Here is a 24,046-nt window from a genome sequence, read left to right as displayed (position 1 = left end):
AGGCCTTGCGGCTGAAGAAGCGGAATGGCCATACGGCACATGAGCATTCTGAAGTCGTACTCGCCGGGCGACTTTTCACGAAGCGCAGCAGACTTCGAACAGGTTCTCAGAGACGCAAACCCACCCCCAACTGCGGACGCGCCAGCCCGGCCAAGACCATCTGCACCGAGGCCGAGGCGCGCTCAAACGCCTGATCGATGCGCCGCTCGTCCTCCGGCCCCGCCATCTGCAAATCCGCCTTCAACATCTTGCCGATGCCGGACAAGGTCTCCGTCACCTCCGCGCCGCGGGCGTTGAAACGCTCCAGCAGCTTATGCAAGGGGTAATGTTTCTTGGCCACCGCCGAATCCTTGCCGGCCAGATAGTTGCGGCCCACCGTCTCCGCCAGCGAGCAGCCTTCGCGGTTGAACAGGTAATCGATGTCGTTGAAGCGCTCCGCCTCGAACGACTCGCCGAACTTGGCGCGGCCAAAGTCGATCGCCTTCAGGAACACCGCTCCGTCCTCCTTGCGTTCGTGCACCAGCAGGTTCTGCATGTGCAGATCGCGGTGGGACAGCTGATGGCAGTAGAAGGTCCTGGTCATGTCCACCAATTGCGCCGCCACGCTGCGGGCCTGATCCAGCGACAGCAGAGGCAGGCCGACATCCAGTTCGCGGCTGACGATGACCGCCGGGTCGTACTGCTCGACCCGGGCGTAGGCGAACTTGTCGCTGACGCCCGGCGGCGCGGCGATCTGCTGCTGGGTGGAGAGATAAGCCCGCAGCGCCGGACGCGACTCGGCGTACGCCTCCAGCTGGCCTTCGCGGACGAAATCCGCCCGGCCCACCCCGTCCCGCGCCTGCAAGACCCCGGTATCGGCGTGAAAGCGCTTGTGCACCCCGCCGGAAGCAAAATCGCCGTCCAGCAGATACATCAGCCCCGGCGAGACGTCCATCCGGTAATCCGCCAGCGACGCCGCCTGCGCCTGAGCCTGCTCGGCGCCCAGCGGCGCGCCCAGGCGCGCCAGCACCACTTCACGCCCCTCCTGCGACAGTCGCTCCGTTTTCAGCGGCTGGCCGTTGATGCAGTAACTGATCTTGCCGCCGCCCTGTTCCGGCGCCACCGCGACCGTGAACAAGTTCCGGTTGCTGGGCGTGGCCAGTTGCGCCAAGCGATTGAAAATATCGAAGGAGCGCGCCGGCGACGGGCTGTCCACCAGCTTGAACAGGGTGTTCAGCGCATCCTGTTTTTTCTCGGCGCGGAACACATCCTTGAACTTGTCCCACAAGCTCATATGCGTGGCCGTCTGCCGATCGCCACTCATCATGCGGGCCACCCGCTCGTTGCTCAGGGAAAACGCCGGACCGCCGGCGCTGAAACTAATGGAAGAAGACATCGCGGCTTACCCCGTCAATGATAGTGCGAACCGACCGCGCCCCGCCCAGGGGGCGCCCCTGACGGCCATTCTCGGCAAGGCCGCCGCGGGACGCTTGCAAAAACCGCCCGGCTTGCCGCCCCGCCCCGCTCCGGCTATACCAACGGAAGGCGGCGACGACGGGGGCAACCATGAGGCGTGTGTTGAGCATGCTGTTGTTTTGCGGGGCGGCCTGGGCGGCCCAGCCGGAGACCTGGCGCATCGCCGGCGACATCCAGTTCGCGCCCTATAGCTACCAGAACGACGCCGGCGCCAAACCCCAGGGCCTGGACGTGGACATTGTCCAGGCGGTGATGGCGGAAGCCAGAATCCCCTATCAGTTGCACCTCTATCCCTGGGAACGCGTCAAGCAGATGCTGGGCAACGGCGATGTGGACATGGCTTTTCAGTTCGCCGGCACCGCCGAGCGGCGCGGCCAGTACGAACTGGCCGGCCCGATACGCACCGGCCGCACCGTGTTCATGGTCTTGAAGCAGCACGGCCTGCAAAACTGGAGCACCCTGGCCGACCTGGCCCCGCTGACCATAGGCCAGGTTCACGGCTACGCCTATGAATCCGCCTTCGACAGGGCCCAGCTCAAGCGCGACGCCAGCGCCACCAATCCCGAACAGCTGCTGCTGATGCTGCTGGCCGGCCGCATCGACCTGATCGTCGGCGACCGCGGCCAGCTGCTCTACTACGCCCGCCAGCTGCGCGCCTTGCCCAATGTGCGCATCCTGCCCAAACCGCTGGTGGAAATGCCGCGCTTCGTCGCCTTCGCCAAGGGCGACAGCCGCGCCGTCCAATTCAACGCCGCGCTGGCCCGGCTGCAGCAAAGCGGAAAACTGCAAACGATTTACAACCACTGGCAGCAATGAGCGGCCGCCCTTGGACGCAAAAAAGCCCGGCCGCCTTCTGAGGAAGGCGCGCCGGGCCGGTCCCCGCCCGCGGCTACAAGCAGCCGGCGGTGCCGCCGCCCACGTTCAGCCTGGCCGCCGCGTTGCCGCGCAGCGACATCACGTTCTCCTTCAAGGACTGCAGCCGACGTCCGTTGAATTCATGCGCCAACTCGCGCGCCGCGCTGTTTTCCGCCTCCTCCGCCGCCTTGGGCAGATAGGAGATCTTGATGTCGGACACGTAGTCGGTCTGATTGGCCAACTGTTGGCGGATCACATTGTCGCAAGACGCGCACGGCGCTTGCGAGATATAGCCGACCATGCGTCCGCCGCGCGGCACCGCGCCGTCCAGGATGTCCTTCTCAAAGGTTTTCAAGGCCTTCAGCTCCGCGTCCGTCGCCTGCTTGTCTATGATGGCGGACAGCTTGCCATTGGGCACGTTCACATTGGTGGCGGCCTTTTCCACGCTGCTCTGACGCAGATAGCCGGGATAGGCCTTATGGCCCGGGGAATTGGCCTCGTACAGCAAATCCGCGGTGTCCTGGCCGGACATCGCGTTGTACACGCGGGTGCCGCCCGGATAGTTGTACTCGAAACGGGCCACCGTGGCTCCGCGCCACTTGGTCTCCAGCTTCTTCAGCTTGGACGAGGACGGCGGATTGGCCTTGGCCGCGCCGCTGACGCCGTTGACGTGAAACTCCATCGCGTTGACCAGTTCGCCGGGCACCAGGCTGTTCTTGTCGGTCACCTTGCTGATGTCCACCGTCGCGCCCGCCAGCGCCGCGGCGGACAAGGCCAGCATCAGAACGGCCGCCGCCGCCCTGCGCGCTTGCTTGAATGTACGCATAGTCATCTTCAATCCTGTTCGCATTGCTTGATCGCCAAGCTCAAATCCGGCAGAAGCGGCTGAGATAGCCGGACTCTGTGGCCGCCACTTCCTCTTCGGTCAAGGCCGCTTCGGCCCCCAATTCGGACGCCTCCAAAGTGGAGAAGAACTCCATCGCCGCCATGCCCTCCATCAGCAGCGCGATCGGCAGCAAGAGCTTGGCCAGCCGTTGGAAACCGCTGCTTTCCTGTTCGGAGGGCGGATGCGGCTTCATTTGCTGCTGATAGAGCTTGCGATACCAGTCGCTCAGCTTCTGGTCGGTCATATTGGCGTAGCACAGCTTGCCGCTGCTCTCCGGGTAGAGGTTCTTGCCGTCCTTGGCGCAGGGGAAGTCGAACAGATAGCCCTTGCGGTCCTGATAGGCCGCGGCCAGGCGCGCCACGCGGAACTGCGCGGCCGGCTGGAACTGGCCGCTCTTGAAGCCGGACGAATTGAAACGGGTACGCCGCACCTCGTTGTGCAGCAGGTTCATCAGATAATGCTTGTCGTATTCGGACAGGCTGTTCACGCCGGTGGTGGCGCTGCTCAGATAGCGGTCCAGCACCTCCTTGCGGATGCCGTTCTGCAACTGCTTGGCCGCCGGCACTTTCTGCGTCGCGTCGCGCAGCAACTGCGCCGCCACCGCGAACTTGGCGGCGATGGTGCTGTAACCGTAGCCGAACACGTCCAGGCTCTTGTAGAAGATGTCGCCGTCCACCCCGGCCTTGAAGGCATTGGCCAACACCAGCTTGTCCTCATCCTGGCGATAGCCGGCGCGGCGGCGGTTCAGATCCACGTCCGCGCCCGGCAAGGCCTTGTTCAGACCCGCCTCGCTGGCGAACAATTTGACCGAATCGTCCATGCTCAGATTGACGCGGTGATAGCGGTTGAAATCGCTGAGCGCGTTATTCCACTCAATGGAATTGATGATGGGCGGCTGGAGATTGAGATCGGAGTAGGCCGAGCCCGGCGTTTTCAGGAAGTCCTTGGCGATCTTGTCGCCGCCGAGATCGCCCTGGCTGCGGTTCTTGGTCTTGTAATACAGCACCGACTTCAACAGGGTGTCGGGCACAAAGGTTTCGGCCATCGCCGGCGGCGTCAGCAGCAGGCCGGCGGCTGCCAGGCCGCTTAGCCAGCGCGAACGCCGAGTAAAGCTTTGGGTCATCACGGACTCCAATGGAGATTAGAAACAGGAGGGAGGCATGGGTCGCTTTCAGGTCTGTTCAAAATCCGCCGCGGCGAGCGCCGCTTTGGTACAGGCTCATGGACGATGAGGCGCGGATCGGGCTGCCACCCGTTCACGCCAATAAATAAGCGTAATATAAAATTCTAATAGACTAGAGCCTAAACTCAGGGTTCCGCCTGAAATTGCAAAAATCGCTCATCGCGCATAAAAGCAGCCCATCCGCCATGCCGCGTGCAATAAAAAAGCCGCCTGACGGCGGCGGTTCTCCCTCCCGGCTTCAAGCCTCGGGCGGCGCCGCGGCCCACTCCGCCGCCGACAACAGATACAGGCAATGCCGCCGCAGCGGATGCCCGGGCGCCAGGGCCGGATGATCGAAATCCCGTCCGGCGTTGCGCATGCCCAGCCGCTGCATCAGCCGCTGCGACGGCAGATTGGGCAAGGCGGTGAAAGACACGATTTCGTCCAGGCCCAAGGTCTCGAAACCGAAGGCCAGCGCCCGACGCGCGGCCTCGGAGGCGTAGCCCCGGCCCCAGGATGCGCGCCGCAGCCGCCAGCCCGCCTCCACGCAGGGCATGCACGGCAATTCCGCGCGCGGCACCGCCAGGCCGACGAAACCGAGGAAGTCCCCGGACGCTTTCTCCTCCAGCGCCCATAGCCCCCAGCCGCGCGTCGCGATCAAGCCGCGCTGGCGTTCCATGCCTTCCGCGCTGTCCTCGGCGCTCAGCAGCGCCGGAAAATAACGCATCACCTCCGGATCCCGCCCCATGGCGACGAAGGGCGCCAGATCTTCGTCCCGCCATTGGCGCAGCCATAAACGCTCCGTCTCCATCTCCATCGCTTCCCCTTCCCGTTCACCGCGGATTCATCCCGAATCCGTCATTATCACGGAACCGTAACCGCCGGCTGAGTAAAATCTGCAAGGCAAGCCGTCCGCGTCCCTTTAGCATGCGGCGATCAACCTTCTCACGCGTCTGCCCATCATGCTCATTCAAGCTTCCCGCGCCGCCGCGCCCCAAACCATGGCAGCGGACGAACCCGCCCGCTCCCACGCCGCCGCCAGTCCGATATCGGCGCGGCTCAGCCAGACGGCCAACCGCGCGGACGCCCCCGCCCCGACGCGGACCGCGCCGCGCGCCAATCCGCTGGACGGCCTCTGCGCGCCGCAGCCGCTGGAGCGGCTCAACCCCGAGCCGGCCCGGCAAAGACTCAAGGACAGCGCCCTGCTCGCCAACTTCCCCTATAGCCGGGATCTGGACAGCCTGCGCGCCACCCAATGGAGCCCGGACGCGGAACTGGCGCGGCTGCTGGCCAAGGGCAGCAAACTAGAGTTTCAGCCCCAGCAGGCGCGCCTGATGGACCCGGAAAGCGGCCTGGTGGCCTATGTGTTCCGCAACAAGGCCGAGGGGGACATCCGCCTGGTCTTCGGCGGCACCACCAGCGGCCGCGGCGTGGGCGGCCTCGCCCAGCGCAATCTGAAAAACCTGGCCAGCGTGGCGCGGCAGTGGCGCGCCAACATCGGCAACGCCGCCTTTGGCGGCCGCCCCGCCTGCTACGCCCAGGCCGCCCAGCTCACCCGCAAGCTGCAAAGCCTGGCCGCCGGCCTGCCGCTGATGCGCAGCGGCGAGCCCGGCTACACCGTCAGCACCGGCGGCCACTCGCTGGGCGGCGGCATGGCCGCCTACGCGGCGATGCAGCTGTCCACCCCGCAGCGCCCCGTTCACGCCGAGTGCTTCAGCAGCGCCCAGTTCGGCCGCGGCCTGCAAAACGAACTGCTGGCGCGGCACGGCAACGATCTGGATCAGGCGCGCGCGGCCGCGGCCCATATCCGTCATTACTGCGTCCAGGGCGATCTGGTGCCGGCGCTGGACGGGCTGTTGCCGGTGCGCCACGTCGGCCAGCTCTATCTGCTGCCGGCCAACCGCCAGGCCGACGACAGCCGCCTGGGCCGCCATGACAAATTCCTGGATCATGTGCAAGACTTCGTCGCCAGCGCCTGGCAGGGACAATCCCGGTTTTACGCCTAGAAGACCCGGCCGCCGCCCGGTCCCGGCCGGGCGGCTCAATCAGCGGCCCAGGCGCCGATGCCGCCTTGACCCCCTCATCTCCGCTAGGCACAATCGCAAACGCGCCGCCCCAAACCGGCAGCGCCCAGATTGGAGTCTGGCCCCGCCGCCTCGGCCCAAGCGCCGCAACCGCTTGGTCCGTGCCCTTGCACCCTTCAGCCATACCTAAAACGGGCAGGCCGTGGTGGGAGGGTGCTCGCACCCGCCGGACCGTGGCGCCGGAACTCCAATCCTGCCATGCGCCTGCCATGAGCCTGCGGCTGCCCGTCGCCCCATCGGCAGCCTGAATCAACAGGAGTGCGCGCATGTCCGTCAAATACCCGATTCGCCGCCATTACCGCCCCAATCTCAAACCCGTTTCCTATCAGGAACTGCCCTTCGCCGCGCGCTTGCCGGACCATCCTCAAGTCCATTGCTGGCAAGTGCCGCCGGCCGACGATTATCGCCAGGCCTATTTGCTGGGACGCGAATACGCCGGCCATTTCATCCAGTACCTGCAGGACAATCCCGACGTCCCGAAACGCGCCTTGCTGGCGCGCATCGCCGCCGACGTCGATTTCTCGGTGCAAGGACCCGAGCAAGGCTATTGGGCCGGCTTCTTCGCCTTGGTCGAACAGGTGCTGATCTTCCCCATCGACATCTTCGGCTACATCGACCGCATCAAGCTCCGGGAGGACGCCTTACGCCAGCAGACGGCAAAACGCTTGGCCGATACTGAATAAGTGCAGCTATTGCGCCGCCGACGACTGAGCCGCTTTTGGCACAGCCGCCGGCGGCGCTGGCTGAATCCGGCCACGCGCTCCCGACGCAAGCCATGAAAATCAACGACTTAACGGTTAAATAAGCTGGCACGCGCTTTGCCTAATAAGAACCACCTCACGGCCTCGCCCCGCGTCGCCGCGTCGTTTAAATGCAAACGTCGTATAAATAGAAGGTTGCCGCGCTCCGCCCGGCCCCATACCCGCAAAGGAGAAACACCATGCAACGCATCCGCACCTGGCTCTGTCTCGCCGCCCTGGGCGGCGGCCTTTCGCTGCCCGCTCTCGCCGCCGACGTGGTCCGCCTGGGCAATCTCAAGTTCGCCCACTACGGCGCCATCAGCTATATGAAGGAGATTGCGCCCAAATACGATCTGAAGATCGAGGAGCGCATGTTCGCCAAAGGCATAGACATCATGCCGGCCATCGTCGCCGGCGAAGTGGATATCGCCGCCAGCGCGGCGGACGCGGCGGTGGCCGGCCGCGCCGGCGGCGCGCCCATCTTCGCGGTGGCCGGCTTCGCCAAGGGCGGCGCGCGCATCGTGGCCGCCAAGGACAGCGGCATCAAGAGCGTCAAGGATTTGAAGGGCAAGAAAGTGGGCGTGGCGCGCGGCGGCGCGCAGGAGCTGCTGCTGGCGGCGGAGCTGGCCAAATACAAGCTCAGTTGGTCCGACAAACCGGGCAAGGACGTGCAGGTGATCTACATGCCCTTCGCCGATCTGAACCAGGCCTTGATGGGCAAGCAGATAGACGCGATGAGCCAGTCCGAGCCGCAGTCGTCCCAGGCCATCAATAAAGGCTTCGGCGTGGAAGTGCTGAAACCCTACGACACCCCGCTGGGCGAGCCCATCCGCACCCTGGTGATGACGGAGAAAATGTACAAGGAACGCCGCGGCGTGGCGGAACGCTTGATCAAATGCTTTGTGGAGGCCACCAACACCTTCATCAAGAACCCCAAGCTGGCGGAAAAATACGTGCGCGAGAATATGTTCAAGAACCAGATCAGCGCCGACGATTTCCAGGACGCGATCTCCAACTCCCCGTACAGCTACGATCTGAGCGTGGCCCATATCCAGACCACCACCGACATGATGCAGCAGTACGGCATCGGCAAGATGGCCAAGCCGCCCAAGGCGGCGGACTGGGTGAAGCTGGACTTGCTGAGCAAGGCCAAGCAGGACCTCAAGGTTAATTGACGGCGGCGGGAGCGAATCATGCAGCAGACTGTGTTTTCCCGGCTGGGCCAGGCCTGGTCCAGCCTGGCGGTGCCCATCGCCATCGTGCTGATCTGGCAGGCCAGTTCCAGCCTGGGCTGGATCAATCCGCAAATCCTGCCCTCGCCGCTGGCGGTATTGCAAAAGTGGCTGGCTTACTGGCAGCCGCTGGAAGCCTACGATCCGGCCTCCGGCGGCTATCTCGCCTGGCTGCTGTCCGGCGAGCTGGTCCACGACGTGGCGGCCAGCCTGTGGCGGGTGGTGCTGGGCTTTGCGCTGGGCGGCGGCCTGGGCTTGCTGCTGGGGCTGTTCATGGGCGTCAGCGACCCGGTGTACCGGGCCTTCAACCCCTTGATCCAGTTCCTGCGGCCGATCCCGCCCATCGCCTGGACCCCGCTGTCCATCCTGTGGTTCGGCCTGGGCAATCCGCCGGCAGTGTTCCTCATCACCATAGGCGCTTTCTTCCCCATCCTGATGAACACCATTTCCGGCGTGCGCAATGTGGACGGCATCTACATCCGAGCCGCGCGCAACCTGGGCGCCAGCCGCGCCACCCTGTTCCGCCGGGTGATCCTGCCGGCGGCCACGCCCTTCATCTTCACCGGCGCGCGGGTGGGCATGGGCACCGCCTTCATCGTGGTGATCGTGGCGGAGATGATCGCGGTGAACAGCGGCGTCGGCTACCGCATCATGGAGGCGCGCGAGTATTTCTGGACCGACAAGGTCATCGCCGGCATGGTCACCATCGGCATTCTCGGCCTGTTGATCGACATGCTGATGCAGGGGCTGAACAACCGCCTGCTGAAATGGCATCGCGGCATCGACCAGTAAAAACCCGCTCAATGTCCGCTGCGCGTTGTGGGGCCTCGCAAGGTGAGCGCCGCTTAGAAATGCCCATGTACCCCCCGTACATTCCGCTTTCTCGGCAGTTGTCGCCTTGTCTCGCCCTAGCGCGCGGAACATTGGACAGGCTCTGATCACAATGCGCCGCCGGGCCCGCCTCGACGCGGGCGCGGCGCAAAGAACGAATTCGCGCAACAGCGGCCCCCACTGCTGCGCGACATGGAAGGATGAGGCATGAGCGCCCAGATCGAAGTGCAACAGGTGCAAAAAGTATTCAAGACGCCGGGCGGCGACGTAATCGCCCTGCGCGACATCCAGCTGGACATCCAGCCCGGCGAGTTCGTCTGCCTGCTGGGCCCGTCCGGCTGCGGCAAATCCACGCTGCTCAACGCCATCGCCGGCTTCGCGCCGCCCAGCGGCGGCGAGATCCTGGTGTCCGGACAGCGCGTCGCCGCGCCCGGGCCGGACCGCGGCATGGTGTTTCAGGAGTACGCGCTGTTTCCGTGGATGACGGTGGAGCAGAACATAGGCTTCGGCCTGGAAATCCAGAAACGCTCCCCGGCCGAGATCCGCGCCGCGGTGGAGCCGCTGCTGGACAAGCTGCACCTGCGCGACTTCCGCCACCGCTTCCCCAAGGACCTGTCCGGCGGCATGCGCCAGCGGGTGGCGATTGCGCGGGTGCTGGCGCTGGATTCGCCGGTGATGCTGATGGACGAGCCCTTCGGCGCGCTGGACGCGCTGACCCGGCGCTCCTTGCAAGACGAGCTGCTTCGCATCTGGCAGGAGAGCGGCAAGACCATCATCTTCGTCACCCACAGCATCGAGGAATCCATCTACCTGGCGGACCGAGTGGTGGTGATGACCTACCGCCCCGGCACCATCAAGCGCGACGTGCGGGTGGAGCTGCCGCGCCCGCGCGACCCCAGCGCGCCGGGCTTCAACGATCTGAAACGGGAGCTGACCCGGCTGGTGATGGAGGAACATTCACGCCACGAAGCCGCGGAACTGCAAGCTGCGGTAGACTGAGGCATCGCCGATTTCCGATCCGCCGCCATGCTCGCACGCGCGTTGCGTTTCCTGCTGAAAAGCCTGCCCTCCCTCTTCTTGCTGGCCTTGGCGCTGGGCGGCGGCTGGGTGTTGGCCAGCCGCATGCTGTTGACCGAAGCGGAGCGCGAGGGCCGGCATCGGGCGGAGATGCACGCCGCCAACCTCGGCGCCACGCTGGAGCAATACCGCTACCTGCCCTATGTGCTGGCGCTGAACCAGGACATCCTCAACCTGCTGGCGGACCCGCGCAATCCGCGGCGGGTGGAGGCGTTGAACCGCTATCTGGAACAGGTGAACCGGCAGTCGCGCACCTCGGCGCTCTTCATCGTCAACGTGGACGGCATCGCGCTGGCGTCCAGCAACTGGATGTCGCCGTACAGCTTCGTCGGCAACAGCTACGCCTTCCGTCCCTATTTTCAGCAGGCGCTGGCCGGCCGGTCCGGCAGCTTTTACGGCATAGGCAGCACCAGCCGCGAGCCGGGCTATTTTCTGTCCTGGCCGGTCTTGTCCGGCCGCCGCGTCGTGGGCGTGGCGGTGGTCAAGGTCAGCCTGGCGCCGCTGGAGGAAGCCTGGCGCAAGGGCGCGGAGCCGGTCTTGGTCAGCGACCGCCACGGCGTGGCCTTTCTCAGCGCCAATCCGGACTGGAAGTTCGCCACCTGGCAGCCGCTGCCGCCGGCGGTGCGCCGCCAGATCGACGCCACCCGCCAATACCTGGGCGCCAAACTGCATCCCTTCGCGCTGCTGCAACCGCACGCGGGTTGGCGCGAACAGGCCTGGCTGGCGCCGGACAGCGAGCGCAAGCTGCTGGCCGGCCGCTATCTGCAAATCCGCCAGACCTTGCCGCAAACCGGCTGGACGCTGACCTTGCTGGTGGACATGCACGGCCGCAACCTCACCTTGCTGGCCATCATGAGCACGCTGCTGGCCAGCGGCCTGGGCCTGCTGACGCTGTGGCATTACCGGCGGCTGCGGCTGAGCCGGCTGCGGGAGCAACTGGCGGCGCAACAGGCTTTACAGCAGGCCCACGACCAGCTGGAGCGCAAAGTGGCGGAACGCACCCGCGATCTGGCGCTAAGCAACACCCAGCTGTCGGCGGAAATCCGCGAGCGCATCCAGACGGAAAACAGCCTGCGCATCACCCGCGGCCAATTGGCCGAGGCCAGCAAGCTGGCGGCGCTGGGCCAGATGGCGGCCGGGGTCGCCCATGAAATCAACCAGCCGCTGGCGGCGCTGCGCGCCTTCGCCGACAACGCGGTGACCCTGTTGCAACGCGGCCGCCCGGACGACGCCAGCGACAATCTGGGCCAGATTTCCCAGTTGGTGGAGCGCATCGCCCACATCACCCGGGATCTGAAAACCTTCGCCCGCCGCCACCGCGGCCCGCTGGGCCAGACCAATCCCCTCGCCGCGCTACGCGACACGCTGACCCTGCTGCAGCCGGCGCTGCGCGAGGCCCGGGTGGAGTTGGAGCTGGACCTGCCGCCGCGCTGTCCCGACATCGCCTGCGACGCCATCGGCCTGGAGCAGGTGTTCACCAATCTGCTGGGCAACGCCATAGACGCGATGCGCCAGCAAGGGCTAGGCCGGCTGGAGATCAGCCTGCTGCACAAGGCGGGCATGCTGGAATTCCGCCTGCGCGACCACGGCCCCGGCATCGCCGACGCCGATCTGCCGCATCTGTTCGAGCCCTTTTACAGCACCAAGCCGCGCGGCCAGGGCCTGGGCCTGGGGCTGGCCATCGTGCAGGAAATCGTCGAACAGTCCGGCGGCCGCATCGAAGCCTGCAACCACCCGGACGGCGGCGCCCGCTTCATCATCAACTGGCCTTGCGAGTCCGCCTCATGAAACCCTCCCCCAACGTCCGCGCGGGCGTGATCTACGTTGAAGACGACCCGGCCGTGCGCATGGCCACGCTGCAATCGCTGGAATTGGCCGGCCTGCCGGTGCAGGCCTACGCCGACGCCGAAAGCGCGCTGACCGCGCTGAGGCGCGACGAGCGCGCCGTCCTGCTCAGCGATGTGCGCCTGCCCGGCCTCAGCGGCCTGGAGCTGATGGAACAGGCGCTGAACCAGGACCGGGAACTGCCGGTGATCCTGGTCACCGGCCACGGCGACATCGCGATGGCGGTGGCGGCCACCCGCGCCGGCGCCTACGACTTCATCGAAAAGCCCTATGCGCCGGGCCGGCTGATCGAAACGGTGCAACGCGCGCTGGACAAGCGACGGCTGACGCTGGAAAACCGCGAACTGCGCGCCAGCCTGGCGCGCAGCAACGGACCGGTGCTGATCGGCCATAGCCCGGCCATGCAGGCGCTGCGCGAAACGCTGGCCAATGTCGCCGACACCGACGCCGACGTGCTGATCCACGGCGAAACCGGCACCGGCAAGGAAATGGTGGCGCAGGCGCTGCACGCCTGGAGCCGTCGCCGCGAGCGTCATTTCGTGCCGCTGAACTGCGCCGGCCTGCCGGAATCCATTTTCGAGAGCGAGATTTTCGGCCACGAGGCCGGCGCCTTCACCGGCGCGCTCAAGCGCCGCATCGGCAAGATAGAGTACGCCAGCGGCGGCACCCTCTTCCTCGACGAAATCGAAGGCATGCCGCTGGCCTTGCAGGCCAAGCTCTTGCGGGTGCTGCAACAGCGGGTGGTGGAAAGGCTGGGCTCCAACAGCCTGATCCCGGTGGACTGCCGGGTGGTGGCCGCCACCAAGGACGATCTGGCCCTGGCCAGCCAGGAGCGGCGCTTCCGCGAAGACTTGTATTACCGGCTCAATGTGGTGTCGCTGCGGCTGCCGCCGCTGCGCGAACGGCGCGAGGACATCCCGGACTTGTTCCAATGGTTCGTGGAGCAAGCGGCGGCGCGCTTCGACCGACCGGCGCCGGACACGCCGCCGGCGCTATTGGGCCGCCTGCAGGCGCAGACCTGGCCGGGCAATGTGCGCGAGCTGCGCAACGCGGCGGAGCGCTATGTGCTGGGCGTGGCGCCGGACGACGGCGAAGCCGCGGCCTACGCGCCCAGCGCGCTGGACGCGAGGGTGGACGCCTACGAGAAGCAATTGATCGAGCAGGCGCTGCTGCGCACCCAGGGCCAGGTGATGCAGGCGGCGGAGCTGCTGGGCATTCCACGCAAGACCCTGTACAACAAGTTCGCCAAGCACGGCATAGACCCGGACGGCTACCGCGCCTGAAGGACCGGCTTACGGTCTCGCGAGCACCAGCGCGGCCGCCTCAGAAGCTGTTTACGATCTCGCGAGCTAGGGCGAGACAAGGCGAAAACGAGCGAAAAAGCAGAATGTACTCGTGGTCCATGAGCATTTTGAGCGGGTACTCACCGTGCAGGGCTTCACGACGCGCAGCAGATCGTAAACAGGTTCTCACACCGCGCGCAGCAGCATGAAATGGCGCAGGCTGTAATAACCCTGCGCCGCCGGCCACGGCAGCGCGTCCAACAGGCTCAGGCCCGCTTCCCAGCGTTGATTGTCCAGCAGCGCCTCGGAGACGAACTCGCCGTTCAGATTGCAGAAGAACAGCCGGGTCCAATGCGCGTCGCCGGACAGCGTTTCCGCGCGCAGCGCGGCGGTGGCCTGGCGGAACAGCGCCTCGAACAAGGCTTGCTCCAGCCGATCGGCGCCGCCGCGCAGGCCGAAATTGCCGATATAGGCCATATAGTCGCGGCCGGCGATTTCCCAGCGCCGTTCGGTGACTTGCGCTTCGTCGCGGACGCCCCACAGGCCGGCCAGCAACACATGCAGCACATTGGCGCTGAAATTTTCCAGCGCGTCGTTCAGCCCTTCCCGGCCCGCGCCCAGGCCGGCGAAGCTTTCCATCAAGCGGATGTCGTTTTCCAACAGCACGTGGATGTCCAGCCGGCCGTTGTTCTCGCCCGGCGTCCAGTGAGCGCCTATGGCCGGCAGTTGGCCCTGCGGCAGCAGCCAGCCCTTGGCCTCCTGGCAGGGCAGGCCGTGGGCGGCCAATAATTGCGCCAGCAGCGGCGTGGGGTCGAGCGCGGCTTGGGCTTCCGGAACGTGGGCAGACAAGATGGCCATCCTTTTGATTTGATCGCGAGGCCGGCAGTGTACCACCGCCCGCCTCACAGCCTGAAGCTGGCCGCCGCCTGCCGCAGCCCGGCGGCCAGCGTCTCCAGCGCTTCCACCTCGGCCTCGGCCGCCAGGGCGGTGGCGCGGGTCTGTCCGGCCAGGCCGGCCACCTGCTCCATATTGCCGGCCACCTCGCGGTTGGCCTCGGCCTGCGCCGCGGCGGCGCCGGCCACCGCGCGGATATTGTCGCGCGCGGACTGCGCGCCGCCGCGGATGCGCTGCAAGGCGTCCGCGGCCTGCCGGGCCATGGCCACGCCGCTGTCCACCCGCGGCCCCACCTCGCCCATGCTGGCCACCACGGAATCGGTGTCCGCCTGAATCGCCTGGATGGTGGCGGCGATCTGGCGCGTGGCCTCGCCGCTGCGGTCGGCCAGCTTGCGCACCTCGTCCGCCACCACCGCGAAGCCGCGGCCCAGCTCGCCGGCGCGCGCGGCTTCTATCGCCGCGTTCAGCGCCAAGAGATTGGTCTGGTCGGCGATGTCCTTGATCACCGCGGCGGTGACGTCGATCGCGCGGCAGCGCTCGGCCAGTTCGCCTATGCAGCCGGAGGCCGCCGCCACCTGACCGGACACCGCCTGGATCTCCTCGGCCGCGCGGCGCACCAGGCCTTCGCCCTCGTCCGCCAGCGCGCAGGCGTTGGCGGAGTCCGACTCGCTCTCCGCGCTGCGGCGCGACACCTCGGCCACGCCGTCCAGCATGCCGGCGGTGGTTTCCGCGGCGCCGGCGCTGGCCGCCGCCGATTGCTCCACCTGGCCGTGAATCTGCTGCATGCGTCCGGACAAACCGCCCACCGAACGCTCCAGCTGCGCGGAACCGTCCTGCAGACGTTCGATCAGCTGGCGCAAGCTGCGCTGCATGCCGGCGAAGGCGTCCATCAGGCTGCCCTCGCTCGGCGCGCGCTCCAATGTCTGGCTCAGATCGCCGGCCGCCATCGCCCGCGCCGTCGCCGCGGCCGCCTCCGCCTCGCCGCCGATCAAGCGGAAAATGGACGCGGCCACGCGCCAGGCCAGCAGCGTCACCACCGCCAACACCGCCAGGCCGATGCCGGAGAGCTTGAGCGCCAGGCCGTTGAACTGGCTTTCCACATCGTCCATGAACACGCCTGTGCCTATGGTCCAGTTCCAGTCCGGTATCCGCATCACCGCATTGAGCTTGGGCAGCACCTCGTTGCCGTTGGGCCGCTTGGTGCGCACCAGCGCAAAGCCGAAATCGCCGTTCGACAGCGCGTCGCGGTAGGCCTGCACCAGGGTGCGGCCGTCCGGCAGCTTGCCGCCGGTGTCCCGCTAGCCCAGCTTGCGCCGGTCCGGGTGCACCAGCACCAGGTCCGACGCGTCGCGCGCGAACACGTAGTTGCCCTTGTCGCGCAGCCCGGACATCGCTTCGACCGCGCGCCGCTGCGCCTCCTCGCGCTTGAGCTTGCCGCTTTGCTCCTGCTTCTGGTACATGGCCACCTGCTGGCCCGCCAGGTGCACCAGGCTGCCGATCTGCGCCTTGCGGTCCTCCAGCAGGGTGGAACGCAAGGTGTGCAAGGCGAATCCGGCCACCACGCACAGGCCCAGCCCGGCGCACAACACCACGCCCCCCAAACGGACAGCCAGTTTCATGTCTTCGCTCCATCACGGGTCTCGGCGCCGCGCGGCGGCCGTTCATCCATGGAGCATAGACTATTCATTATGCTTAAGCGGACGCTGCCTCAACCCTCCCCGCCGGCGGCGAACTGCAAGGCCGCCAGCCGCGCGTACAAGGGCGAGTCGGCCAACAGGCTCTGGTGACTGCCTTCGGCCACGATGCGGCCCTGGTCCAGCACCACGATGCGGTCCGCCTGCTTGACCGTGGCCAGCCGGTGGGCGATCACCAGGGTGGTGCGGTTTTGCGCGGCGCGCTCCAGCGCCTGCTGCACCTGTTGTTCCGACTCCGCGTCCAGCGCGCTGGTGGCTTCGTCCAGCAGCAGCAAAGGCGGGTTCTTCAAGATGGCGCGGGCGATGGCGATGCGTTGGCGCTGGCCGCCGGACAGGCGCACGCCGCGTTCGCCCAGATAGGTGTCGTAGCCCTGCGGCAGCTTCTCGATGAAGCCGTCGGCGGCGGCGGCGCGGGCCGCGGCCCGCACCTCCTCGTCGCTGGCCTCGGGTTTGCCGTAGCGGATGTTCTCCAGCGCGCTGGCGCCGAAGATCACCGAATCCTGCAAGACCACGCCCACATGGCCGCGCAAATCGGCGAAGGACAGCTCGCGCACGTCCACGCCGCCCAATAGCAATTGGCCTTGCTGCGGATCGTAAAAACGCAGCAAGAGCTGGAACAAGGTGGACTTGCCGGCGCCGGACGGCCCCACCAGCGCCACGTGCTCGCCGGGGCTCACGCTGAGCCGGATGCCGCTGAGCGAGGGCTGGCCGGGGCGGGACGGATAGGCGAAATCGACGTCGCGCAACGCCAGGCCGGCGGGCCCGGCCGGCAAGGCGCGCGGCGCGGCCGGCTCCGTCACCGGCGAGCGCAGGGACAGCAGCTCCATCAGACGCTCGGTGGCGCCGGCCGCGCGCTGCACATCGCCCCACACCTCCGCCAGCGCGCCGATGGCGCCGGCGGTCACCACCGCGTACAGGATGAACTGGCCCAGCTGGCCGGCGCTCATCGCGCCTTCCAGCACCGCGTGCGCGCCCAGCCACAAGACGAAGACAATGGCGCCGAAGATCAGCAGGATCACCGCCACCGTCAACCAGGAGCGCGCGCGGATGCGCGCCAGCGCGGCGTCGAAACCCGTCTCCACCGAAGCGCCGAAGCGCCGGCTCTCCCGCGCCTGCTGATTAAAGGCCTGCACCGTGGGAATGGCGTTCAGGGTTTCGCCGGCGATGGCGCTGGAATCCGCGATGCGGTCCTGGCTGGAACGGGACAAGGTCCGCACCCGGCGGCCGAAGACCACGATGGGCAAGACCACCAGCAACAGCGTCACCAGGATGTAGGCGGTCAGACTGGGGCTGGTGGCCATCAGCATGGCCAGGCCGCCCAGCATCAGCAGCGCGTTGCGCAGCCCCATGGACAGGCTGGTGCCGATCACGGTCTGCACCAGGGTGGTGTCGGTGGTCAGCCGGGACAGCACCTCGCCGGTCTGGGTGACTTCAAAGTATTCCGGGCTGACCCGGATCACATGCTGATACACCGCGCGGCGGATGTCGGCGGTGACGCGTTCGCCCAGCCAGGACACGCAATAAAAACGCAGCGCGGTGGCCAGGGCCAGCACCGCCGCCACGCCGAACAGGCCGAGGAAATAGCGGTTGATGTCCGCCGCCGCGCGCTGGCTGAAACCATGGTCGATCAGAAAGCGAAACGCCACCGGCAGCAACAGGGTGGCGGCGGCGGCCACGATCAGGGCCAGCAAGGCCAGCCAGGCTCGCAGCCGGTACGGGCGCAGATAGGGCAACAGGCCGGCCAGCGGGCTCAGCCGCAGCCATGGGGAGGGGGCAACGGACATGGGAATGGACGCTCAGAGAAACACAGCGCCCTACTCTAGCCTGCCGCCGGACAAACCGCACCCCCGGACATGAAAAAACCGCCGCGGGCGAAGCCGGCGGCGGCGGGACGGTCAGGCTTGCCTGAATCAGAACTTGTACTGCATCTGCACGCCCAGCAAGTGGCCGCGGATAGAGCTGTAAGAACCTTGCAGCGTGTCGATGTTGTTCCGAGGACTCTTAGCGGTATGGTTGACGTCGCGGTCGCCCACGCCCATCAGATAGGTGTAGCCGGCGTCCACGGTCAGCTGCTTGCTGGCCTTGTAGCTGGCGCCCAGGCTCAGCCAGACACGGTCGGTGTCCGGAATCAGCGGATTGCGGTAGCTGGCGTTGCGCACCGGGCTGGTTTCATAGCCCACGCCGCTGCGCAGCGTCAGTTGCTCGTTGAAGTTGTAGTCGGCGCCCACCGAGAACAGCCAGCTGGCTTTCCAGTGATTGTCGATCACGGTGTCGGCCAGCGGATTGCCCTTGATCACCAGCTGATCGAAGCGGCTCCAGTTGGTCCAGCGCGCGGTGGCGCTCAGCGCCCACTTGCTGTTCAGACGGCTGAAACCGGACAACAGCAGCGATTCCGGCGTGGTGACGTCGGCGGCGCCGGCATACACGCCATCCAGATTGGTCATGCCCGGAATGCCGAGACGGTTGAAACCGCTGGCGGTATAGTCGCCGCGCGCCTTATGGTGCAGCTTGGAGCGATAGGACAGGCCAACGCGGTTGTCCTGGTTGAACGCGTACATCAGGCCCAGATTGTAGCCGTAGGCCCAGCTGTCGGCGTCGATCTCGCCGGTGGCGCCCGGGAAGAAGGCACCCTGCTTCAGATCGGCCTTGGCGTACTGCGCCGACACGCCGGCGCCGAAGCTCCACTTGTCGTCCAGCTTGTAGGCGAAGGACGGGTTGAAGTCCACGGTCATGATGGAACTGGAAATGCCGTGGTTGCGGCCCACCCAGTTGTCGTCATAGCTGGCGCCGAGGCCGAAGGGCACGGTGATGCCCAGGCCCAGGCGGGCGCGTTCGCTCAACTGATGCACCAGATAGGCGTTGGGGATGAATTCGGCCTTGGCGCGGCCGTTGTCGCTGCCCTGGCGCGCGGCCGGGAAACCGCCCTTGCCTTCGAACGGCGCGTCGATTTCGGCGTAGGTGAAGCCGCCCTGCACCTGAGTGCCTTCAATCAAGGTCATGCCGGCCGGGTTGTAGAAGACGGCGGACAGGTCGTCGCCCACCAAGCCGGCGCCGGCGTGGGCGCGGCCCAGGCCGGCCACGCTTTGCTCGGACAATTGGAAGCCGGCGGCCTGAGCCAGCGGCGCGGCGACCAACAGGCCGGCCACCAGCGCGGGAATGAGGCGAACAGCGGAAGGTGCGAATGCTTTCATTTTTTTATATCTACCCCGGCGGCGGCTGCCGCCTTTTGTTATTGGAAACCGAGCTTGCGTGCGAAAATATGCCATCCAAATAGATAGCGATCACACAATTTTTAGGGGGTGGAGTCTAAATACTATTTTTTAAAAAAACAAGAAGTCCGCCTTAGGCTAAAAGCATAAGACGGCCGCGCCATGCGCTGAATCAAAAGGCTGTGCTAATATTGGCGGCTCCTCATAACCCTGTTGAATAAAGCAACCATGAAACGAATGCTGAGCATGCTGGCGTTGAGCGCGCTGCCCGCCGTGGCCCTGGCCTCGCCGACAGTGGAAATGACCACGAACAAGGGCAATATCGAGATTGCGCTGGACTCGGCCAAAGCCCCCAAGACCGTGGAAAACTTCGTCGCCTACGCCAAGGCCGGCCACTACAACGGCACCGTGTTCCACCGCGTGATCGACGGCTTCATGATCCAGGGCGGCGGCTTCGACACCAAGCTGAACCAGAAGCCCACCCGCGCCGCCATCGCCAACGAGGCGAGCAACGGCCTGAAGAACGGCATAGGCACCATCGCCATGGCCCGCACCGCGGACCCGAATTCCGCCACCGCCCAGTTCTTCATCAATGTGGCCAACAACGACTTCCTCGACTATAAATCCCCGACGCCCCAGGGCGCCGGCTATGCGGTGTTCGGCAAAGTGACCCGCGGCATGGACGTGGTCAACCGCATCGCCAAGACCCGCACCGGCAGCATGAACGGCATGGGCGACGTGCCGTTCGAGCCCATCGTGATCCAGAAAGTCACCATCAAGCCTTAAGCTTTTCTACAACCTCTTTCATACCGGCAGGCCCCACGCGGCCTGCCCGTCATCAAGGAAACACCATGATCAAACTGACCACCAACTTCGGCGCCATCGTGCTGGAACTGTTCGCCGACAAGGCCCCGAAAACCGCCGCCAACTTTGAAGAGTACGTAAAAAGCGGCCATTACGACGGCACCATCTTCCACCGCGTGATCAACGGCTTCATGATCCAGGGCGGCGGCTTCACCGCCGACATGTCGCAAAAGCCGACCAACGCGCCGATCGAGAACGAGGCCAATAACGGCCTGGCCAACAAGGCCTACACCGTGGCCATGGCCCGCACCATGGACCCGCACTCGGCCTCCGCCCAGTTCTTCATCAATGTGTCCGACAACGACTTCCTGGATTTCAAATCGGAAAGCGCCCAAGGCTGGGGCTACGCCGTGTTTGGCCAGGTTGTGGAAGGCCAGGACGTAGTGGACAGCATCAAGGCGGTGCGCACCGGTCGCAGCGGCCCGCATCAGGACGTGCCGGCGGAAGCCGTGGTGATCGAGAAAGCCGAAATCATTTGATTCGCCGACGCCGCGCGACGCGCGGCGCGCTCCCAGCCCGGCCGTCCGGCCGGGCTTCAACTCATCCGCACGCGACATGGCCATTCACTTCATTTCCGATCTGCACCTGGCGGACGACACTCCGGCGCTGAACCGTTTGTTTCTGGACACGCTGCAAGCCTGGCAAGGCCGGATCGACGCGCTCTACATCCTGGGCGATCTGTTCGAATACTGGGTGGGCGACGACGACGATTCGCCGTTCCTGGAAACGCCGCTGGCTGCGATGCGCGCCTTCGCCGCCGCCACGCCGCTGTACGTGATGCACGGCAACCGCGATTTCCTGCTGGGCGAGGGCTTCTGTCTGCGCAGCGGCGCGCGGCTGCTGGACGATCCAAGCTTGATCGAGGCCCATGGCCGCCGCTGCCTGCTCAGCCACGGCGACGCGCTGTGCACCGGCGACGCCGCCTATCAGCAGTTTCGAGCCGTCAGCCGCAACCCGCAGTGGCAGCGGGCGATGCTGGCGCGGCCGCTGGCGGAGCGCCACGCGATTGCGCGTCAGGCGCGCCAGCAAAGCGAGATGAGCAAACAACAGAACGGCCTGAGCGAGATTTCGGACGTCGCCGCCGACGCGGTCGAGGCGCTGCTGGCCGCCCACGACTGGCCGACGCTGATCCACGGCCATACCCACCGCCCCGCGGTCCACCGACACGGCGCCTCCGAGCGCTGGGTGATCCAGGACTGGCACGGGAACCAGGGCGGCTATCTGCGCCTGGACGATGCGGGCATCGTCAGCCTGCCGCTGAACGCCGCCTGAGAATTTGCGCAAAGTCCGCTGCGCATCGCGAGACATCAGATTGCAAATGCAAAACGCCTGCCGGATCGGCAGGCGTTTTTCACGTCAGCGCGGCTCCGCCGACAGCGGCCGCCACAGCGGCCACCAGCCCGGCCCGCAGGCCAGTTCGGCGTCCACCGCCACGCCGGGCAGCGCCAGCACGCGCCCGTCGGCGTCGCACAACAGCGGCCAGCGCTCGCGCAAGGGCGGCGCGATGCCGGCCTCCTGCAGAAAGTTCTTCACCGGCTTGCGCCCCACCCCGGCCGCCAGCCGCTCGCCGCCCTCGCGCGGCCGCAGGTTCAAACCTCGCGCCAAGGCCTCCGCCGGCAGGCCGCTTTGCCGCCACTCCCAGCTCAGCGTCCCGCCCCACTCTTGCACCAGGCGTTCCGCCGCAGGCTCCACCGCCCCCAGCGACACGGCCGCCGGCGCCGGCAGCGCCGGCAAGGCGAACAGGCCGTCGCGATAACGGTATAACAGGCCCCGCGCCAGACTCAGCCGCGGACAGCTGGCGGCGCCGGCCTCCAGCGCCTGGCGCTGGAACTCCGCCAACGCGTCCGGCTCCGGCGCCGGCCAGGCCAGGCCGCGCAGCCAGGCCAGCAGGCATTGGCGTTGCCTGGCCGCGGACAAGCCTCGCCAGCGAGTCAGGTCCAGGCCGCCTTCGCGCCGGCAAGCGGCCAGATCCTGCGCCGCCACCTCGTCCAGCACCGCGGCGGCGTCCGCCAGCAAGCCGGCCGATCGCGTCAGATGCCGGCGATAATCCGGCAGCGCCGCCTCCAGCTGCGGCAGCAGCCGCTGACGCAGCAGATTGCGCCGCCAGCGCTCGTCCTGATTGCTCTCGTCCTCAACCCAGCTCAGGCCCTGCGCCTGAACGAACGCCTCCAGCTGCCGCCGGCGCAAACCCAGCAAGGGCCGCCACAGCCAGGGCCCGTCCGCGTCCAGCTTGCGCAAGGCCGGCATCGCCGCCAGAGCGCGCGCGCCGCCGCCGCGCAGCAATTGCAGCAGCACGGTTTCCGCCTGATCGTCCAGATGATGCGCCAAAACCACCACGCCGGCGGCGGAACGCCGATACGCCTGGTAGCGCGCCTCGCGGGCCACCGCTTCCAGACTGTCGCCGCCGCTCAGGACCAGCTTTACCCGCTCCACCCGCAAAGACGCGCCCAGCGACGCGCACAAGGCGCGACAGTGCTCGGCCCAGGCGTCGGCGTTCGGGCTCAGCCCGTGGTGCACATGCACCGCGCGGATCTCCAGCTCCGGACGGCGCTCCCGCGCGCGGCACAGCAGCGCCAGCAGCGCCACCGAATCCAGGCCGCCGCTCAAGCCCACCTCAAAAGCACATTGGCCGGACAATTCGTCCGGCCAATGGCTTAACAGAGATTCGAGCGGGTCAGGCTGCGGCTTCCTTGAAGCGGCCATAACTCATCAATCTGTCGAAACGGGTTTTCAGCAACTCGTCGATCGGCTTGCCGGTCAAGTCTTTCAACTCTTCCTGCAGCACGCGCTTCAGCGTCGCCATCATCTGAGCGTGATCGCGATGCGCGCCGCCCACCGGCTCGTTGACCACGCGGTCGATCAAGCCCAGCGTCTTCAGGCGCGGCGCGGTGATGCCCAGGGCTTCCGCGGCGTCGGACGCGCGCTCGGCGGTCTTCCACAAGATGGAGGCGCAGCCTTCCGGCGAAATCACCGAGTAGGTGGCGTATTGCAGCATATTGACGCAATCGCCCACCGCGATGGCCAGCGCGCCGCCGGAACCGCCCTCGCCTATCACCGTCACGATGACGGGCACGCGCAAACGGGTCATTTCATAGAGATTGCGGCCGATGGCCTCGGATTGGCCGCGTTCTTCCGCGCCGATGCCGGGCCAAGCGCCGGTGGTGTCCACCAAGGTGACCACCGGGATGCCGAACTTCTCGGCCAGCTTCATCAGGCGCAGGGCCTTGCGATAGCCTTCCGGATGCGGCATGCCGAAATTGCGGCGGATCTTTTCCTTGGTGTCCCGGCCCTTCTGCTGGCCGATGACCATCACCGACTGGCCGTTGAAACGGGCCAGACCGCCCACGATGGCGGCGTCGTCGGCAAACGCGCGGTCGCCGTGCAGCTCTTCGAAGTCGGTGAAAATACTCTCTATATAGTCGAGCGCGTAGGGGCGCTGCGGATGGCGCGCCACCAAGGCGATTTGAGACGGCGTCAGCTTGGCGTAGAGGGACTTGGTCAAGTCCTGGCTCTTCTTCTGCAGGCGCGCGATCTCCTCGGAGATGTCCAGCACGGAATCGTCCTGAACATAGCGAAGTTCTTCTATTTTGTTCTCGAGCTCGGCAATAGGCTGCTCAAAATCGAGAAAGGTCGGCTTCATTCGTAACGTCATCCGATAAATAGCTAATGGCGGCATGATACCTTAGCGGCAAAGTCGGCGTCACCTTTCTGTCTGACAAAAACATTAAATTTTGGAGCATTTATTCGAAATTGCCGCCGGTTGCAAAAATTTGCGGGTAGACCACTTGCGCAAGCTTAAACCCTGTGTTTTAATTCGCCTCCTCGCTGAAACGCAAACGCAGCAGCGAAAAGGATTCAGGGCGTTTAGCTCAGTTGGTAGAGCGTCTGCCTTACAAGCAGAATGTCGGCGGTTCGACTCCGTCAACGCCCACCAA

At 66.1% G+C, this 24,046-nt stretch carries 21 protein-coding genes, 1 tRNA gene and 1 pseudogene; 12 read left to right on the top strand and 11 right to left on the bottom strand.

Translation table 11 applies throughout. From position 1 onward, the window contains the following. Positions 1–106: 106 nt before the first annotated feature. Positions 107–1,375, bottom strand: a complete 1,269-nt coding sequence (locus NK214_RS21945) for a hypothetical protein (RefSeq protein WP_253315516.1) — start codon at positions 1,373–1,375, stop codon at positions 107–109. A 170-nt stretch (positions 1,376–1,545) separates the two neighbouring features. Here NK214_RS21945 and NK214_RS21940 point away from each other — a divergent pair, with 170 nt between their 5' ends. Next, positions 1,546–2,271, top strand: coding sequence for an ABC transporter substrate-binding protein (locus tag NK214_RS21940; RefSeq protein WP_227107714.1), 726 nt, complete (start codon positions 1,546–1,548; stop codon positions 2,269–2,271). Between the two features lie 73 nt (positions 2,272–2,344). Here the strand turns inward: NK214_RS21940 and NK214_RS21935 are convergent, their stop codons facing one another. The 3 genes from NK214_RS21935 to NK214_RS21925 form a co-directional block, all read right to left on the bottom strand. Continuing rightward, positions 2,345–3,142, bottom strand: a complete 798-nt coding sequence (locus NK214_RS21935) for a hypothetical protein (protein ID WP_227107712.1) — start codon at positions 3,140–3,142, stop codon at positions 2,345–2,347. 34 nt (positions 3,143–3,176) lie between these two features. Further along, positions 3,177–4,319, bottom strand: a complete 1,143-nt coding sequence (locus tag NK214_RS21930) for a hypothetical protein (protein WP_107798681.1) — start codon at positions 4,317–4,319, stop codon at positions 3,177–3,179. A 298-nt stretch (positions 4,320–4,617) separates the two neighbouring features. Then, positions 4,618–5,175: a GNAT family N-acetyltransferase gene (locus NK214_RS21925; protein ID WP_253315515.1), complete on the bottom strand. Its 558-nt coding sequence runs from the start codon at positions 5,173–5,175 to the stop codon at positions 4,618–4,620. Between the two features lie 145 nt (positions 5,176–5,320). On the opposite strand from NK214_RS21925, the gene NK214_RS21920 reads away from it, so the two are divergent. The 7 genes from NK214_RS21920 (at position 5,321) to NK214_RS21890 (ending at position 13,450) form a co-directional block, all read left to right on the top strand. Then, complete coding sequence (locus NK214_RS21920) at positions 5,321–6,364, top strand: hypothetical protein (RefSeq protein ID WP_253315514.1); 1,044 nt, start codon at positions 5,321–5,323, stop codon at positions 6,362–6,364. Positions 6,365–6,708: 344 nt separating this feature from the next. Then, entirely contained in the window at positions 6,709–7,125 is a 417-nt protein-coding gene (locus NK214_RS21915) for a hypothetical protein (RefSeq protein ID WP_107798678.1), read from the top strand. A 257-nt stretch (positions 7,126–7,382) separates the two neighbouring features. Beyond that, positions 7,383–8,357: an ABC transporter substrate-binding protein gene (locus NK214_RS21910; protein ID WP_107798677.1), complete on the top strand. Its 975-nt coding sequence runs from the start codon at positions 7,383–7,385 to the stop codon at positions 8,355–8,357. 18 nt (positions 8,358–8,375) lie between these two features. Next, positions 8,376–9,206, top strand: a complete 831-nt coding sequence (locus tag NK214_RS21905) for an ABC transporter permease (protein WP_227107708.1) — start codon at positions 8,376–8,378, stop codon at positions 9,204–9,206. A gap of 246 nt (positions 9,207–9,452) precedes the next feature. After that, positions 9,453–10,244 (top strand): ABC transporter ATP-binding protein, encoded by a 792-nt coding sequence (locus tag NK214_RS21900; RefSeq protein WP_253315513.1) that lies wholly within the window; start codon positions 9,453–9,455, stop codon positions 10,242–10,244. Positions 10,245–10,271: 27 nt separating this feature from the next. Next, on the top strand, positions 10,272–12,110 hold the full coding sequence (locus NK214_RS21895) for an ATP-binding protein (protein ID WP_253315512.1): 1,839 nt from the start codon (positions 10,272–10,274) through the stop codon (positions 12,108–12,110). Continuing rightward, on the top strand, positions 12,107–13,450 hold the full coding sequence (locus NK214_RS21890; RefSeq protein WP_253315511.1) for a sigma-54 dependent transcriptional regulator: 1,344 nt from the start codon (positions 12,107–12,109) through the stop codon (positions 13,448–13,450). Before NK214_RS21895 ends, NK214_RS21890 begins: the two co-directional genes overlap by 4 nt. Positions 13,451–13,636: 186 nt before the next feature. On the opposite strand, the gene NK214_RS21885 is transcribed toward NK214_RS21890, so the two are convergent. The 5 genes and pseudogenes from NK214_RS21885 to NK214_RS21865 all read right to left on the bottom strand — a co-directional run bounded on the left by NK214_RS21885 (position 13,637) and on the right by NK214_RS21865 (position 19,229). Further along, positions 13,637–14,299, bottom strand: a complete 663-nt coding sequence (locus NK214_RS21885; RefSeq protein WP_227107704.1) for a DUF6348 family protein — start codon at positions 14,297–14,299, stop codon at positions 13,637–13,639. Between the two features lie 53 nt (positions 14,300–14,352). Further along, positions 14,353–15,453: a methyl-accepting chemotaxis protein gene (locus NK214_RS25190; RefSeq protein ID WP_371926305.1), complete on the bottom strand. Its 1,101-nt coding sequence runs from the start codon at positions 15,451–15,453 to the stop codon at positions 14,353–14,355. Next, positions 15,436–15,963 (bottom strand): annotated as a pseudogene (locus NK214_RS21875) (cache domain-containing protein); the annotation flags it as partial. The pseudogene NK214_RS21875 and the gene NK214_RS25190, both read right to left, overlap by 18 nt. 89 nt (positions 15,964–16,052) lie before the next feature. Then, complete coding sequence (locus NK214_RS21870) at positions 16,053–17,822, bottom strand: ABC transporter transmembrane domain-containing protein (RefSeq protein WP_253315510.1); 1,770 nt, start codon at positions 17,820–17,822, stop codon at positions 16,053–16,055. A gap of 126 nt (positions 17,823–17,948) precedes the next feature. After that, entirely contained in the window at positions 17,949–19,229 is a 1,281-nt protein-coding gene (locus NK214_RS21865) for an OmpP1/FadL family transporter (protein WP_253315509.1), read from the bottom strand. 246 nt (positions 19,230–19,475) lie between these two features. Between NK214_RS21865 and NK214_RS21860 the strand changes: the two genes are divergently transcribed. The 3 genes from NK214_RS21860 (at position 19,476) to NK214_RS21850 (ending at position 21,383) form a co-directional block, all read left to right on the top strand. Then, positions 19,476–20,033 (top strand): peptidylprolyl isomerase, encoded by a 558-nt coding sequence (locus tag NK214_RS21860; protein WP_227107700.1) that lies wholly within the window; start codon positions 19,476–19,478, stop codon positions 20,031–20,033. A 65-nt stretch (positions 20,034–20,098) separates the two neighbouring features. After that, positions 20,099–20,590: a peptidylprolyl isomerase gene (locus tag NK214_RS21855; RefSeq protein ID WP_107798668.1), complete on the top strand. Its 492-nt coding sequence runs from the start codon at positions 20,099–20,101 to the stop codon at positions 20,588–20,590. A 76-nt stretch (positions 20,591–20,666) separates the two neighbouring features. Beyond that, positions 20,667–21,383 carry a UDP-2,3-diacylglucosamine diphosphatase gene (locus NK214_RS21850; protein WP_253315508.1) on the top strand — a complete coding sequence of 239 codons (717 nt, stop codon included), beginning with the start codon at positions 20,667–20,669 and terminating at the stop codon, positions 21,381–21,383. A gap of 84 nt (positions 21,384–21,467) precedes the next feature. On the opposite strand, the gene tilS is transcribed toward NK214_RS21850, so the two are convergent. After that, the gene (tilS, locus tag NK214_RS21845; RefSeq protein ID WP_253315520.1) at positions 21,468–22,724 is read right to left on the bottom strand and encodes a tRNA lysidine(34) synthetase TilS; all 1,257 of its coding nucleotides are present in this window, start codon (positions 22,722–22,724) and stop codon (positions 21,468–21,470) included. Between the two features lie 61 nt (positions 22,725–22,785). Continuing rightward, positions 22,786–23,751, bottom strand: coding sequence for an acetyl-CoA carboxylase carboxyltransferase subunit alpha (locus tag NK214_RS21840; protein WP_107798665.1), 966 nt, complete (start codon positions 23,749–23,751; stop codon positions 22,786–22,788). 218 nt (positions 23,752–23,969) lie between these two features. Here NK214_RS21840 and NK214_RS21835 point away from each other — a divergent pair. After that, a tRNA-Val gene (locus tag NK214_RS21835) sits at positions 23,970–24,045 on the top strand. Position 24,046: the final 1 nt, after the last annotated feature.

Source organism: Chromobacterium sp. S0633, from assembly GCF_024158805.1.
GTDB lineage: Bacteria > Pseudomonadota > Gammaproteobacteria > Burkholderiales > Chromobacteriaceae > Chromobacterium.
Note: the sequence above shows the minus strand (reverse complement) of the source record. Positions and strands in the feature narration are given on the sequence as shown.